We start from the raw sequence: 16760 nt of genomic DNA, 5'->3' as shown, positions 1-16760 counted from the left end.
CGCCGGGCGCACCCGCCCCGCGATCGGACGACCGGGTCCGGGAGTACCTCAGGCGGGTCACGGCCGAACTCGTGGCCACCAAGAAGCGCCTCGGCGAGATGGAGGAGCGGGACCGCGAGCCGATCGCGATCGTCGGGATCGGGTGCCGGTTCCCGGGCGGGGTGGAGTCCCCCGAGGAGCTGTGGCGGCTGCTGTCCGAGGGGCGTGAGGCGGTCTCAGGGCTGCCCGAGGACCGGGGCTGGGACCTGGCGGCACTGTACGACCCGGACGGCGCCCCCGGCACCAGCTACGCGCGTGAGGGCGGCTTCCTCCACGGCTGCGCGGAGTTCGACGCCGAGTTCTTCGGTGTCTCGCCGCGTGAGGCGCTGGCCATGGACCCGCAGCAGCGGCTGCTGCTCCAGACCTCCTGGGAGGCCTTCGAGCGCGCCGGGATCACCGCGGACCGCTTCCGGGGCAGCCGCACGGGCGTGTACATGGGCGTGATGTACGACGACTACGGGGACCGCGTCCTGCACGGCGGTCCCGGGAGCGTCCCGGAGGACCTGGAGGGCTACCTCGTCAACGGCAGCGCGGGGAGTGTGGCCTCCGGTCGGGTGTCCTACACCCTCGACCTGCGCGGCCCCGCCGTGACCGTGGACACCGCGTGCTCGTCGTCCCTGGTGACGCTGCATCTGGCGGTGCGGGCGCTGCGACGGGGCGAGTGCGATCTGGCCCTGGCGGGCGGGGCGACCGTCCTGTCCACGCCGACGATGTTCGTGGACTTCTCCCGGCAGCGCGGACTGGCCCCGGACGGCCGGTGCAAGACCTTCGCGGACTCCGCCGACGGCACCGGCTTCGGTGAGGGGGTCGGCGTGCTGCTGTTGCAGCGGCTGTCCGACGCCCGTCGGGAGGGCCGGACCGTGCTGGCCGTCGTGCGCGGTTCGGCGGTCGGCCAAGACGGGACGAGCAACGGGCTCACCGCCCCCAACGGGCGGGCCCAGCGCCGGACCATCGAGGACGCGCTGCGGGACGCCGGGGTCGGCCCGGACCAGGTCGACGCCGTCGAGGCGCACGGGACGGGCACCAGGCTCGGCGATCCGGTGGAGGCGGAGGCGCTGCTGTCGGTGTACGGGCGCGGTCGGGCGGAGGACCGTCCGCTGTGGTTGGGCTCGGTCAAGTCCAACATCGGCCACACCCAGGCCGCCGCCGGGGTGGCGGGCGTGATCAAGATGGTCCAGGCGATGCGGCACGGCGAACTGCCCAGGACCCTGCACGTGGAACGGCCCACGACCCGGGTGGACTGGTCGGCCGGTGCGGTGCGGCTGCTCACGGAGGCCGTTCCGTGGCCGGAGGGTCCGGGGGAGCCGCGCCGCGCCGGGGTGTCCTCGTTCGGTGCGAGCGGCACGAACGCGCACGTGGTGGTGGAAAGCGCACCGGCCGACGAGGACGCCGGTCCCCTCCCCGCGACGGCTCCCGCCGGAAGTGTCGCCTGGACGGTGAGCGGCCGGGACGAGGAGGCGGTGCACGCCCAGGCGGCACGGCTGCACGAGGCCCTGTCCTCCGGCGACGACGCCCCCGCCGCCGTGGCTGGTGCCCTCGCCCACGCGAGGACGCCGCTGCGGCACCGCGCCGTCGTCCTCGGGCGGGACCGCGACGAACTCCTCGCCGGGCTGAGCGCCCTGGCCGAGGGACGCGCGCACGACGGGGTGGTGACGGGCGCCGCCTCGGACACCGAGCGCCGGACCGCGTTCCTCTTCACCGGTCAGGGCAGTCAGCGCGCCGGGGCCGGGCTCGGCCTGTACCGGGAGGAACCGGTGTTCGCGGCGGCGCTGGACGAGGTGTGCGCCGAACTCGACCGGCACCTGGACCGTCCGTTGCGGGATCTGATGTTCGCCGCCCCCGGTAGTGCGGAGGCGGCGCTGCTGGACCGGACCGAGTTCACTCAGCCCGCCCTGTTCGCGTTGCAGACCGCGCTGTACCGCCTGACCGAGCGCCGCGGGCCGCGACCCGACGTGGTGTGCGGGCACAGCGTCGGGGAGATCGCCGCCGTGCACGCCGCCGGTGTGCTGACGCTGCCGGACGCGGCCCGTCTGGTGGCTGCCCGGGGCCGACTGATGCAGGAACTGCCCGCCGGCGGCGCGATGGCGGCGCTGCGAGCCACCGAGGAGGAGGTGGCGCCCCTGTTGGCGGGACGCGAGGGCGAACTGGCGCTCGCCGCCGTCAACGGACCCGCCTCGGTCGTGGTGTCGGGTGACGAGCCCGCCGTGCTGAACCTGCTGGAGGCGTGGCGGGGTCGGGGCCGGGAGGCCAAACGACTCGCGGTCAGCCACGCCTTCCACTCGCCGCGGATGGACGGCATGTTGACACAGTTCGCCCGCGAGGCTCGCGCCCTGGGATTCGCACCGCCCAGAATTCCGGTCATGTCGACTCTCACCGGCGGGCTCGCCACCGAGGAAACCCTGTGCACGGCGGACTACTGGGTCCGCCAGGTGCGGGAACCGGTGCGCTTCCTCGACGGTGTGCGCACGATGCGCGCCGACGGCACGGACACCTTCATCGAGCTCGGACCCGACGGTGTGCTGTCCGCCATGATCGGCGAGTACCTGGACCGGGAACCGGAGGAGCGGAGCCGAGAGTCCGTGTGCGTCCTGCCGCTGCTGCGGCACGGCGTACCCGAGACCGGTGCGCCGGGACGGCCGGGCGGGTTCGAGCGCGCCCTGGCCACCGCCCACGTCCACGGCGCCGCCGTGTCGCTCTCCGACGAGCCCGGGCCCGACGTCCTCGCGGTGGCGTCCCGGCTGCCGACCTACGCGTTCCGGCGCGACCGGTACTGGCTCGACCTGCCCGCCGGCCGGGCCGGGGCGCCGTCCGCCGGGCTCGACGACCCGGCCCACCCACTGCTGTCCGCCGCCGTCGACCTCCCCGAGGGGCGGGGCACGGTGTGGACGGGCTCCCTCTCCACCGCCGCGCTGCCCTGGACGGCCGACCACAGTGTGCACGGCCGCACGGTGGTGCCGGGCTCGGCCCTGCTTGACCTGGCGCTGCACGCCACGGCGCGTGTCGGGGAACTGACCTTCGAGGCGCCCCTGGTGCTCCCGGAGGAGGGCGGCGTCCGACTTCGGGTCGTGCTCGACGCACCCGACGAGCACGGGTCCCGTGAGGTGCGCGTCCACTCCAGCGACGGCGACGGCGGCTGGATCCGGCACGCGGTGGGGACCCTGGAGGCGGCGGACGAACCCGTCGCCCCGGTTGAGGGGGTGGGCGCGGTGTGGCCGCCCGAGGCGGCCGAACCCGTCGACCCTGCCGAGGAGTACGCGCGATTCGGCGCGGCGGGCATCGGCTACGGGCCCGCCTTCCGGGGTCTGCGCGCCGCCTGGCGGCATGAGGGCGACCTGTTGGCGGAGGTCCGTCTGCCCGACGACCTGGCCGAGGAGGCGCACCAGTACGGCATACACCCGGTTCTGCTCGACACCGCCCTGCACGCCACGGCGCACGCGCTGGGCGGTGCGCACGGGTTGCTCCCGTTCACCTGGCGGGAGGTCACCCTCCACTCCCGGGGCGCCCGGGCGCTGAGGGTCCGGCTGCGCCCGTCCGGGGCGGACACGGTGGCGGTGACCGCGGTGGATCCGGAGAACCGCCCGGTGTTCTCCGCGCGGGCGCTCGCGCTGCGTCCCGTCTCCGCCGAGACGGTCGCCGCCGCCGAGGCCGCGCGGGCTCCCCTGTACCGCCTGCGCTGGTCCGAGCACCGGGGCGGGCGCGACGTCCCCCCCGCCGCACCGGTCGTGGTGGGTTCCGACGCCGCGCCCCTCGCCGAACAGCTGACCCACCTGCCCGATCTGGCGGAGGTGGCGCGCGGCGGGGCCGTCCCCCGGCACGTCCTGGCCGACCTGCGCGGGGACGGCACCGGAACGCCGACCGGGTTCGCCGAGACGGCGCTGTCCCTCGTCCAGGAGTGGTTGGCCGCGGAGGAGTTCGCGGACAGTGAGCTTGTGCTGGTCACCCGGCGCGCGGTGGACACCGGCGACGGGGTCGGTGATCCCGCGTCCGCGACGGTCTGGGGTCTGGTCAGGGCCGCCCAGTCCGAGCACCCCGGCCGGTTCGCGCTGCTCGACACCGACGACACCGACGCCTCCCGCGCGGCGCTGACGCGAGCGGTGGGCACCGCCGACCAGCTCGCGCTGCGTGGGGGCCTCCGGCTCACCCCCGCCCTCACCAGGTTCGACCCGGCCCCCGCCCCGGAGCCGGACGGCGACGCGGAGTCGCACGGCGGCGCCCCGGCCTGGTCCACCGGAACGGTCCTGGTCACCGGGGGCACCGGCGGCCTCGGCGCGGAGGCGGCACGGCACCTGGTCACGGCCCACGGGGCACGCCGTCTGCTGCTCACCAGCAGACGCGGGACGCGGGCCCCAGGCGCGGACGGACTCGTCGCCGAGCTGAGCGGGCTCGGCGCGGAGGTCGAGGTGGCGGCGTGCGACGTCGCCGACCGCGACGCCCTGCGGGACTTGCTGGAGCGAATTCCGGCCGAGCACCCGTTGACCGCCGTCGTGCACACGGCCGGTGTCGTGGACGACGGGGTGGTCACCGCACAGGATCCGGAACGGCTCGCGATGGTGTTCCGGCCGAAGGTGGCGGCCGTCCGCAACCTCCACGACCTCACGGTCGGACGGCATCCGTCAGCGTTCGTGCTCTACTCCTCCGCGGCGGGGGTGCTGGGCAGCGCCGGGCAGTCGGCCTACGCCGCGGCCAACGCCTACCTGGACTCCTTCGCGTCCTGGCGGCGCGGCCTCGGGCTTCCCGCCGTGGCCCTGGGGTGGGGCCCCTGGGAGGGCGACGGTATGGCCGGTGCGCTCGACGGAGCGGACTCGGCACGGCTCCGCCGTGGCGGCCTGACCCCGCTGAGTCGCGCGGAGGGTCTGGCCGTGCTGGACACCGTGCTCACCGGAGACGGCGGGGGCGGGGTACCGGCCCAGCTCGTACCCGCCCGGTTCGACGTGGCGGCCCTGCGCGGATCCGGGACGGCGCCGCCCGTCCTGCACGGCCTGGTCGGAGCGGCCCGTCCGCCCTCCGGGGCCGCGACGCAGGAGACGGCGCCGGACGCCGTGGGCACGGAGACGGACCGGATCGTCGGATTGCCGCGCCGGGAGCGCAGGGCGGCGCTGGTGGAGTTCGTGCGGGCTGAGGTGGCCGCCGTCCTCGGCCACCCGACCCCCGCCTCCGTCGAGGTGGGTCGAAGCTTCAAGGAGGCTGGCTTCGACTCGCTCACCGCCGTCGAACTGCGCAACCGGCTGCGCGGCAGCACCGGTCTGCGACTGCCCGCGACGCTCGTGTTCGACCACCCGACCCCGCTCGCCCTCGCGGAGCGGATCGACGGTGAACTCCCGGGGGCCGAGACGGCGCTACTGGAGGCGATCGACGCCCTGCGGGACCGGATCGACGAGGCGCTGACCGACGACGACACGGACGACGGCCTGCGCGACGACGTCGAACGGCGGCTCCGGTCCCTTCTCACCGGTCTCCCCCGGACCCGGGAGGCCCCGACGAGTACCGACGACGGCCCGGGCGACGCCGAGAGCGTCACGGAACGGCTGCACAGCGCGTCGGACGACGAACTGTTCGCACTGTTCGACAGCGGGCTCTCACCATGACCGGCCGGAACGGACGGCACGACGGCACCGAGGCGACAGTACCGACACTTCCAGGGGGAAACGTGTCCACCGAGGACTCCACCAGCGCGACCGGGACCACCGACGGCTCGGGCAACGAGGAGAGGCTGCGCGAGTATCTCCGCCGGGCCATGGTCGATCTCCACGACACCCGGGAACGGCTCCGAGCCGTGGAGGAGCGTGACCAGGACCCGATCGTGGTGGTGGGGATGGCCTGCCGCTACCCCGGCGGAGCCACCACCCCCGACGCCCTCTGGGAACTGGTGACCACCGGCACCGACGCCATCTCCCCCTTCCCCACCGACCGGGGATGGGACCTGGACACCCTCTACGACCCCGAACCCGGCACCCCCGGCAAAACCTACGTCCGCCAAGGCGGCTTCCTCCACGACGCCGCAGACTTCGACCCCGACTTCTTCGGCATCTCACCCCGCGAAGCCACCGCCATGGACCCCCAACAACGCCTGTTGCTGGAAACCTCCTGGGAAGCCATCGAACGCGCGGGCATCGACCCCCACACCCTCCACGGCACCCCCACCGGCGTCTACACCGGCGTGATGTACCACGACTACGGCTCCGACCGGGACCGCTCGGCGGACACGGGCGGCTACTCCGGGACCGGCACCTCGGGCAGTGTGGTGTCGGGTCGGATCTCCTACACGCTGGGGCTCGAGGGTCCCGCGGTGTCGGTGGACACGGCGTGCTCGTCGTCACTGGTCGCGTTGCACATGGCCGCCCAAGCGCTCCGCCAGGGCGAATGCGACCTCGCCCTGGCCGGAGGTGTCACCGTCATGGCCAGGCCAGACGTCTTCGTGGAGTTCTCCACGCAGCGTGGCCTGTCTCCCGACGGGCGGTGCCGTGCCTTCAGTGACGAGGCCGACGGCACCGGGTGGGCCGAGGGCGCCGGGATGCTGCTCGTCGAGCGGCTCTCCGACGCCCGACGCAACGGACACCCCATCCTGGCCCTCATCCGAGGATCGGCCGTCAACCAGGACGGCGCCAGCAACGGCCTGACCGCACCCAACGGCCCCGCCCAACAACGCGTCATCCGCCAAGCCCTGGCCAACGCCGGACTCCGACCCACCGACATCGACGCCGTCGAAGCACACGGCACCGGAACCCGCCTGGGCGACCCCATCGAAGCCCAAGCCCTCCTGGCCACCTACGGACACGACCGCGACCCACAGCAACCCCTCTACCTCGGATCCCTCAAATCCAACATCGGCCACACCCAAGCCGCCGCCGGAGTCGGCGGGGTCATCAAAATGATCCAGGCCCTGCGCCACGGCACCCTGCCCCGCACACTGCACGCCGACACCCCCACCACCCACGTCGACTGGGCGAACGGAGCCGTCCGACTCCTCGACCAGGCCCAACCCTGGCCCGAGAACGACCGGCCACGGCGGGCGGCGGTCTCCTCATTCGGGGTCAGCGGCACCAACGCCCACCTGATCATCGAACAAGCAACAGAACTCAGCCAGCCCCAGGACAGCCCTGACATTCCCGGTCCTGTTCCTGTGTTGCTGTCGGGTCGGACCCCCAAGGCGTTGACCGACGCCGCCTCCCGGCTCGCCGACACCATCGACCGCGACCCGGGGATGAGCCTGGGCGACATCGCCCACACCCTGACCCACCGCACCACCTTCGACCACCGCGCCACCGTCCTGGCCCACACCACCGAAGAACTCAACAAGCGCCTACGCGACCTCTCACACGGAGAACCGAACCCCGCCGTCATCAACGGTGTCGCGGCCGACGGCAAACAGGTCCTGGTCTTCCCCGGCCAGGGCACCCAGTGGACCGGCATGGCCGCGAACCTCCTACGCGACCAACCCGCCTTCGCCCAACACCTCCACGAGTGCGCGCGTGCCCTGGCCCCCCACACCGACTGGGACCTGATCGAAACCCTCACCGAGGGACGGTCGTTGGACCGGGTCGACATCGTCCAACCCGCCACCTGGGCCGTCATGGTCTCCCTCGCCCACCTCTGGCACACCCACGGACTACGTGTGGACGCGGTCATCGGCCACTCCCAAGGAGAAATCGCCGCCGCCACCGTCGCCGGAGCCCTCAGCCTCGAAGACGGCGCCGCCGTGGTCGCCAAACGAGCACGCATCATCGCCACCCACCTGGCCGGACACGGAGGCATGGCCTCCATCCCCCTCCCCGTCCAGGCCATCGACCTCACCGCCTACCAAGGACGGCTCGAGATCGCCGCCCTCAACAGCCCCCACTCCACCGTCGTGGCCGGGGATCTGGACGCCGTCACCGACTACGTCACCCACTGCACCCACCAGAACATCCGAGCACGCCAGATCCCCGTCGACTACGCCTCCCACACCGGCCACGTCGAACACATCCACGATGAGCTGACCACCGCCCTGGCCCACATCACCCCCAAGGCCCCGCGCATCCCGTTCCACTCCACCGTCGAGGACAACCCCTCCTTCGATGCCGGGTACTGGTACCGCAACCTGCGCCACACCGTGAAGTTCACCGACACCATCACCACCCTCTTGGAACAGGGCCACACCCGCTTCGTCGAGGCCAGCGCCCACCCCGTCCTCACCCACGCCATTGAGCACACCGCCGAACAACACGACCTGACAGCCCACACCACCGGCACCCTGCGACGCGACGACGACACCCCCACCCGCCTACTCACCTCCCTGGCCACCGCCTGGACCCACGGCACCCCCCTGGACTGGACCCACCTCACCCCCACCGGCCACACCACCGACCTGCCCACCTACCCCTTCCAACACCAACACCACTGGATCGAGCCGCACCGCGCCGCCCTGTCGAGCGCGACCGCCTCCGCCGACGGCACCGACGCACTTTCGTACCAGGTGACCTGGAAGCGGCTGCGGGACGAGGACGGACAGACCACCCGGCTGGACGGGCAGTGGCTGTTGGCGGTCCCGGAGGAACTCGCGGACTCACCCACCGCACAGGGCATCGCCCGCGAGCTGACCGAACGCGGCGCGACCGTGCGGGTGCTGCCCGTCGAGCCCGCCACGGACCGCTCCCGGCTGTGCGGGCGGCTGGCGGAGATCGCCGAGCGCACGGACAGCGGCCCCCTGAGCGGGATCGTCTCGCTCCTGGCCCTCGCCGAGGGCACCGACGCCGCGCACCCGGTACTCCCCACCGGTCTGGCGTCCTCCCTGGCCCTGATCCAGGCCGTGGGTGACGCCGGGGTCGAGGCCCGGCTGTGGGCGGTCACCCGCGGCGCGGTGGCGGTGGCTCCCAGTGAGGCCCCATCCGCCACGCAGGCCCAGCTGTGGGGGCTGGGCCAGGTCACCGGTATCGAACTTCCGCAGCGCTGGGGCGGTCTGATCGACCTGCCGGTCAACGCCGATGGACCCGCGTTCCGGCGACTGGCGGCGACGATCGCGGACCGCGGGAACGAGGAGCAGGTGGCGGTCCGCCCCTCGGGCACCTACGGCCGCAGGCTGTCCCACGTCCTCGCCGGTGGCGGTGGCAGTGGCTGGCGCCCCCGGGGCACCGTGCTGGTAGTGGGCGACATCTCGACGGTCGCCGGTCCGCTGACACGGCGGCTGCTCGATGACGGAGCCCAGCGCGTGGCGCTGTCGGGCCTGTCGGGTCCCCTACCGGAGGAACTCGCGGACGTCGCCGCGCGCGTGACCACGGTCCCGTGTGACCCACGCGACCAGGCGGCGTTGCGGACGATGCTCGACGAACTGTCCCCGACGGCGGTGATCGTGGCACCGCCCACGGCCCCGTTGGCGGGTCTGGCGGAGACCACACCCGAGGCGCTCGCCACCGCCCTGTCGGCCAGGACCGACCTGGTGACCAGGTTGGACCGGCTGGTGGCGGACACGGACCTGGACGCGTTCGTCGTCCTCTCCTCGGTGTCCGGGGTGTGGGGCGGCATCGGCCAGGGCGGTTACGCGGCCGGTACCGCCTACCTCGACGCGGTCGCGGAGTGCAGGCGTGCCCGCGGGCTGCCGGGCACGTCGGTCGCGTGGGCCCCGTGGTCCGGAACCCCCGCCGCGGAGGGGGCCATCGGCCAGCAGATGCGGCGTACCGGTCTGACCCCGCTCGAGCCTGCGTCGGCCTTGGACGCGCTGAGCCGTACCGTGCGGCGCGGTGCGGGCCGGGTGGCCGTCGCCGACGTCGACTGGGAACGGTTCGCCCCCGCCTACACCGCCGCCCGCGCCACCCCGCTGCTCGACGAGCTGCCCGAGGTACGGGCGATGCGCGCCGCACAAGCGGAGGAGGGACGGACCGGGAAGTCAGCCGACGAGGGCTCCTCCCTGGCGCGTTCGCTCCGAGGCAAGCCCGAGGACGCGCGGTTGGCGATGGTGTCGCGGCTGGTGCGGTCGCACGTGGCGGCGGTGCTCGGCCTCTCCTCTCCGGAGGAGGTGGACGTGCGGCGCCCGTTCAAGAACCTGGGCTTCAACTCGGTGACGGCGGTGGAGCTGCGGAACCGGTTGAAGGAGGCCACCGGCCTGGACCTGGTGTCGTCCCTGGTCTTCGACCACCCCGATCCCACGGCCCTGGCACGGCACCTGCTCGACCTGGCGCTCGACACGGAGGAGGACTCGGCCGGGGCGGAGGCGTTCGGGCTGGTCCCCGCGCAGGACGGGGAGCCGATCGCGATCGTGTCGATGGCGTGCCGTTTCCCCGGAGACGTGAACACCCCCGAGGAGCTGTGGCAGCTGCTCATGGACGGGGTGGACGCGATCGGTCCGTTCCCGGCGAACCGGGGATGGGACCTGGCGAGCCTGTACGACCCCGATCCGGAGGCGGGCGGCCGCACCTACGTGCGCGAGGGCGGGTTCCTCCAGCAGGCGCCCGACTTCGACCCGTCCTTCTTCGGGATCTCGCCGCGTGAGGCCCTGGCCATGGACCCCCAGCAACGACTGCTGCTGGAGACCTCCTGGGAGGCTTTCGAGCGCGCCGGTATCGACTCGGCGAAGCTGCGCGGCGACCGCACCGGTGTGTTCGTCGGGACCAACGGCCAGCACTACATGCAGCTGTTGCAGAGCGGTGAGGACAGCTTCGACGGCTACCTGGGGACGGGGAACTCAGCCAGCGTGATGTCGGGTCGGCTGTCGTACGTGTTCGGCTTCGAGGGGCCCGCCGTGACCGTGGACACGGCCTGCTCGGCGTCGCTGGTCGCCCTGCACCTGGCCGTGCAGGCGCTCCGCCGCGGCGAGTGCGGGATGGCCCTGGTCGGCGGGACCACGGTGATGTCCACGCCGGAGATGCTGGTGGAGTTCTCCCGTCAACGGGTGATGTCCCCCGACGGCCGCTCCAAGGCCTTCGCCGCGGACGCGGACGGTGTGGCGCTCGGTGAGGGCGCCGGGATGCTGCTCGTGGAACGGCTCTCCGACGCCCGACGCAACGGGCATCCGGTCCTGGCCGTCATCCGGGGATCGGCCGTCAACCAGGACGGGGCCAGCAACGGCCTGACCGCACCCAACGGACCCGCCCAACAACGCGTCATCCGCCAAGCCCTGGCCAACGCCGGACTCCGACCCGCCGACGTGGACGCCGTGGAAGCGCACGGCACCGGCACCCGCCTGGGCGACCCCATCGAAGCCCAAGCCCTCCTGGCCACCTACGGACACGACCGCGACCCCCACACCCCCCTCTACCTCGGCTCGCTCAAATCCAACATCGGCCACGCACAGGCCGCCGCCGGTGTGGCGGGTGTGATCAAGATGGTCCAGGCGATGCGGCACCGGACCCTGCCCCGCACGCTGCACGTGGACGAGCCCACTCCGCACGTGGACTGGTCGACCGGAGCGCTCCGCCTGCTCACGGAGAACGTCGACTGGCCGGATCAGCCGACGGGGCCGCGCCGCGCCGCCGTGTCCGCGTTCGGGATCAGCGGCACCAACGCCCACCTGATCATCGAACAGGCGCCGCTCCCCGCCGAGGCGGAGCAACCGGAGGAGCCCGTCGACGAGGCGGACGCATGGAAGGACGTGACGGTCCCGCTGCTGCTCTCGGGCCGCACCGAGGCCGCGCTGCGCGAACAGGCCGCCCGGTTGCGCGGGGACCTACTGGAGCACCCGGAGATGCACCCGGCCGACGCCGGATACACCCTGATCACCGGACGAACGCACTTCGAGCACCGCGCCGCCGTGGTCGGTGAGAGCCGGGAGGAGCTGCTGGAGGCCCTGGACGCGCTGGCGCGGGGCCGGGACCACGCGGTCGTGGTGCGGGGTGAGACCACGGCGGGCCCGGACCAGCGGGTGGTGTTCGTCTTCCCCGGTCAGGGCTCGCAGTGGCCCTCGATGGCGCGCGGCCTGCTCGACCGCTCTCCCGCGTTCCGGGAGACCGCGCGGGCCTGCGACGCGGCGCTGCGCGCCCACCTGGACTGGTCGGTGCTGGACGTGTTGGAGGAGGCCCCGGACGCGCCCCCGCTGAGCCGGGTCGACGTGGTGCAACCGGTGCTGTTCACGATGATGCTGTCGCTGGCCGCGTCCTGGCGGGCGATCGGCGTGCACCCGGCCGCCGTGGTGGGCCACTCCCAGGGCGAGATCGCGGCGGCCTGTGTGGCGGGCGCGCTCTCGTTGGAGGACGCCGCTCGTATCGTCGCCCTACGCAGCCAGGCGTGGCTGACGCTGGCGGGCAAGGGTGGCATGGTCGCGGTCTCGCTTCCGGACGCCGAGCTGCGGGCCAGGCTCGAACCGTACGGTGACCGGCTCTCGGTGGCGGCGGTGAACAGCCCCGGAACCGCGGCGGTGAGCGGCGACGTGGACGCGTTGGAGGAGCTGCTGGCGGAGCTGACCGCCGACGGCGTCCAAGCCAAGCCGGTGCCGGGGGTGGACACCGCTGGTCACTCGGCGCACGTGGACGTGCTGCGCGAACACCTGCTGGAAGTGCTCGCGCCGGTCTCGCCGCGCCCGTCGGACATCCCCTTCTACTCGACGGTGACCGGGGGTCTGCTCGACACCGAGCAGCTGGACGCCGACTACTGGTACCGGAACATGCGCGACCCGGTGGAGTTCGAACGGGCCACACGGGCACTGGCCGCCGACGGCTACGACCTGTACCTGGAGTCCAGCCCGCACCCGATGCTGGCGATGTCGCTGCACGAGACGCTGGCCGACACCGGTGGTCACGGCACGGTGGTGCACACGCTGCGCCGGGAGAAGGGCGGCGCCAGAGGCTTCGGCGCGGCGCTCGGCCTGGCCCACGTCAACGGGGTGGCGATCGACGGTGACGCGCTGTTCGGCACCGACTCGCGGCAGGTCGACCTGGCGACCTACCCGTTCCAGCGCGAACGCTACTGGTACCACCCCACGGACGGCGGACGTGGGGACGTGTCCTCCTTCGGCGCGGCCGAAGCGGAGCACCCGCTGCTGGGCGCCGGAATCGAGCTCCCCGAGACGGGCGGGACGGTGTACACGGCGCGGATCGGCGCGGACAGCCGTCCGTGGCTGGCCGACCACGGACTGATGGGCACCACCCTGCTGCCCGCGACGGCGTTCGTGGACCTGGTGCTGTGGGCTGGCGCACGCGTCGGCTGCGAGCACGTCGACGAGCTGACCCTCCAGGCGCCGCTGGTCCTGCCCGAGGAGGGTTCCGTCGAACTGCGGCTGCTGCTCGACGGCCCCGACGAGGAGGGGCGGCGTACGGTCACCGTGCACTCCCGGGCGGCCGGGGCGGAGTGGGTCCGGCACGCCGAGGCGTCGGTGCTGCCGGTCGCCTCCGGCACCGCTCCCCCCGCACCCGAGGCCCGTCTCGACCTGACCGGGTCGGTGAGCCCGGACGACTTCTACGCGGAGTTCAGCGAGCGCGGCTACGACTACGGCCCCGCGTTCCGGGGTTTCACGGCCGGGGTGCGCGCCGGCGAGGCCGTGTACGCCGAGGTCGCCCTGCCGGGCAGCACGACCGTGGACACGGGCGGCTACGGGGTGCACCCGGCTCTGCTGGACGCGGCGCTCCAGGCGATGAGCCTCGGTGCGTTCTTCCCCGACGACGGCCGGGCCAGGATGCCGTTCTCCCTGCGCGGGGTGCGGCTGTACTCCGCCGGGGCCGAACGGCTCCGGGTCACCCTCTCCTCGGCCGGGGACGAGGCGGTGCGCCTGCTGTGCGTGGACTCCGCCGGAAACCCCGTGCTGGAGATCGGGGAACTGGTGGTCCGACCCGTCTCCGGTGAGCAGCTGGTCTCCGGGACGCCTGGTCGGGGCGGCCGTGACCTGTACCGGGTCGACTGGGTTCCGCTGCCCAGGCCAGCTGCGGTGCCCCCGCCGCGGTGGGCGGTCGTGGGCGAGGACCACGGCGCACTCGCCAACGTGTTCGAGGGCGCCGCGGGCGGGTGCGCGCGGTACGACGGTCTGGCTGATCTCCTGGCTGAGGAAGGCGCGGGACTGCCCGACGCCGTGGTCGTCTCCTTCCCCGTCTGCCCCGAACCCGACGGCGGGTCGGTGCGCGCGGTGCTGGACCGGGCCCTCGGGCTCGTCCAAGAGTGGTCGGCGGCCGGTGAGCGGACCGCCTCGGCCCGGCTGGTGTTCGTCACCAGCGGTGCGGTGGCGGCGGCACCGGGCGAGACCGTGCGGGACACGGCCGCGGCGGCGCTGTGGGGCCTGGTCCGTTCGGCGCAGTCCGAGGAGCCGGACCGCGTGGTCCTGGTCGACGTGGACGGCGCGACCGCGACCGAGCCGGCGCTGGCGGCGGCCCTGGCCTCCGGCGAACCCCAACTGGCGGTGCGCGGCACGACCGTGTCCGCGCCCAGGCTGGCTGAGGCGGAACCGGACCGGGACGAACTCGTCCCCCCGGCGGGCGGCGGCGCCTGGCGGCTCTCCCCCGGCGAGGGCACCCTGGAGGGACTGTCGTTGGCGGCCGCCCCCGACGCCGAGAAGCCCTTGGCCCCAGGTCAGGTGCGGGTCGCGGTCCGGGCCGCCGGTCTGAACTTCCGCGACACCCTGATCGCGCTGGGCATGTACCCGGGTGACGGCGTCATGGGAGCGGAGGGGGCTGGTGTCGTCGTCGAGACCGCCCCGGACGTGACCGGTGTGGCCGTCGGCGACCGGGTGATGGGCATGTGGACCGGCGGGTTCGGCCCCCTCGCGGTGGCCGACCACCGGATGGTGGCCCGCATCCCGCTCGGTTGGTCCTACGCCGAGGCGGCCTCCGTGCCCGCGGTGTTCCTCACCTCCTACTACGCGCTGACCCGGCTGGCCGGGGCGCGCGCCGGGCAGTCGGTTCTCGTCCACGCCGCCGCGGGCGGCGTCGGCATGGCCGCCCTCCAACTCGCCGAGCATCTCGGGCTGGAGGTGTACGCCACGGCCAGCCGCGGCAAGTGGGACACCCTCCGGGGGCTGGGCGTGCCCGAGGATCGGATCGGTGATTCCCGCGGGCTCGACTTCGCCGAGCGGTTCCTGACCGCGACGTCGGGGCGGGGCGTGGACATCGTGCTGAACTCTCTGGCGGGCGACTTCGTCGACGCCTCCCTGCGGCTGCTGCCGCGCGGCGGGCACTTCCTGGAGCTCGGCAAGGCCGACGTCAGGGACGCCGACCGGATCGCCGCCGACCACCCGGGAACCGCGTACCGGGCCTTCGACCTGGTCCAGGCAGGCCCCGAGGCGGTCGGGGAGATGCTCGCGGAGCTGGTGGAGCTGTTCGAGGCCGGGACTCTGCGCCCCCTTCCGCTGACCGCGCACGACGTGCGGCATGCCCGGACGGCGTTCCGTACGCTCAGCCAGGCCAGGCACACGGGCAAGCTCGTGCTGACCGTCCCCGCCCGGTTCGACGCCCACCGCACGGTGCTGATCACCGGGGGCACGGGCACACTCGGTCAGGCGTTGGCCCGGCACCTGGTCTGCGAGCACGGCGTACGGCACCTGTTGCTCGCCGGCCGCAGCGGAGCGGCTGCCCGGGGTGTGCCGGAACTGGTCGACGAGCTCACCGAACGAGGCGCCCGGGTCCGGGTGGCGTCCTGCGACGCCGCCGACCGGGAGCGGCTGGCCGAACTGCTGGCCGGGGTCCCCGACGAGCACCCGCTCGGCGCGGTCGTCCACACCGCCGGTGTCCTCGACGACGGGACCATCGCGTCGCTGACCACCGAGAGCGTCGACACCGTGCTGCGGCCGAAGGCGGACGCCGTCCTGAACCTGCACGAGCTGACGCGCGACACCGACTTGTCGGCCTTCGTCCTCTACTCGTCCTCCTCGGCGCTCTTCGGCAGCCCGGGGCAGGGGAGTTACGCCGCCGCCAACGCGTTCCTGGACGGCTTCGCCCAGTACCGCGCCGGGCTCGGACTGCCCGCGCTCTCGCTGGCATGGGGACTGTGGGGCAGCAGCAGCCGGATGGCGGACCACCTCGACCAGGGCGACATGCGGCGCCGGTTGAACCGGGGTGGCATCATGCCGCTCACCGACTCCGAGGGACTGGCCCTGTTCGACGCCGCACTGGGCGGGCGGGACGCGCTCCTGGCCCCGGTCCGGATCAACCGGGGGGCGCTGCGCTCGTCCGGCCAGGTCACCCCGTTCCTCAGCGGTCTGGTCGGCGGCGCACCGGGCTCCGGCACCGCCTCGCCGGGTGAGGCCGCCGGTCCCGCGGCGATCGGTGACCGTCTGGCCGGGCTCACCGCCGACGACCAGGCCGGTCTGGTGTTGGCCGAGATCCGCGCCCACGCGGCGGCGGTCCTCGGCCACGGAGCGGACTGGACGATCCCCGAGGACCGGGCCTTCAAGGAGCTGGGCTTCGACTCGCTGACCGCGGTGGAGATGCGTAACCGGTTGGGGGCCGCGACGGGTCTGCGCCTGCCCGCGACCCTGGTGTTCGACCATCCGACACCGGGCGACCTGGCCGCGTACCTGCGGTCCGAACTGGCGCCGAAGGACGGCGCGCCGGAGGGCGACGGCTCCCTCCTGGACGGACTCGACCGCCTGGAGGCCCTGCTGACCTCCCTGGCCGGGGAGGACGCCGGGACCACCGTCCAGACGGTGGGCGAGACCGAGCTCCGGCAGGTCTCCGGGCGGCTGTCCGCCCTGGTCGGCCTGTGGGACCGGATCCACGCCAATGTCACCGGGACCGACGGCGACGACGATGTCGCCGCGTCCCTGGAGTCGGCCGATGACGACGAGATCTTCGCATTCCTCGACGAGCGGTTCTGAGCCGCCCGAGCGACAGTAC

1 protein-coding gene and 1 pseudogene are annotated in these 16760 nt (G+C 73.6%); both read left to right on the top strand.

Going from position 1 to position 16760, the window contains the following annotated elements:
• Positions 1-11 precede the first annotated feature (11 nt).
• A pseudogene (locus tag KIK06_RS25815) lies at positions 12-5624 on the top strand (type I polyketide synthase); the annotation flags it as partial.
• 62 nt (positions 5625-5686) lie between these two features.
• Positions 5687-16741, top strand: a complete 11055-nt coding sequence (locus KIK06_RS25810; protein ID WP_268645473.1) for a type I polyketide synthase — start codon at positions 5687-5689, stop codon at positions 16739-16741.
• The last annotated feature ends 19 nt before the right edge of the window (positions 16742-16760 follow it).

This window comes from Nocardiopsis sp. EMB25, from assembly GCF_026797795.1.
Lineage (GTDB): Bacteria > Actinomycetota > Actinomycetes > Streptosporangiales > Streptosporangiaceae > Nocardiopsis > Nocardiopsis lucentensis.
This window is presented reverse-complemented; position numbering and strand designations above follow the sequence as displayed.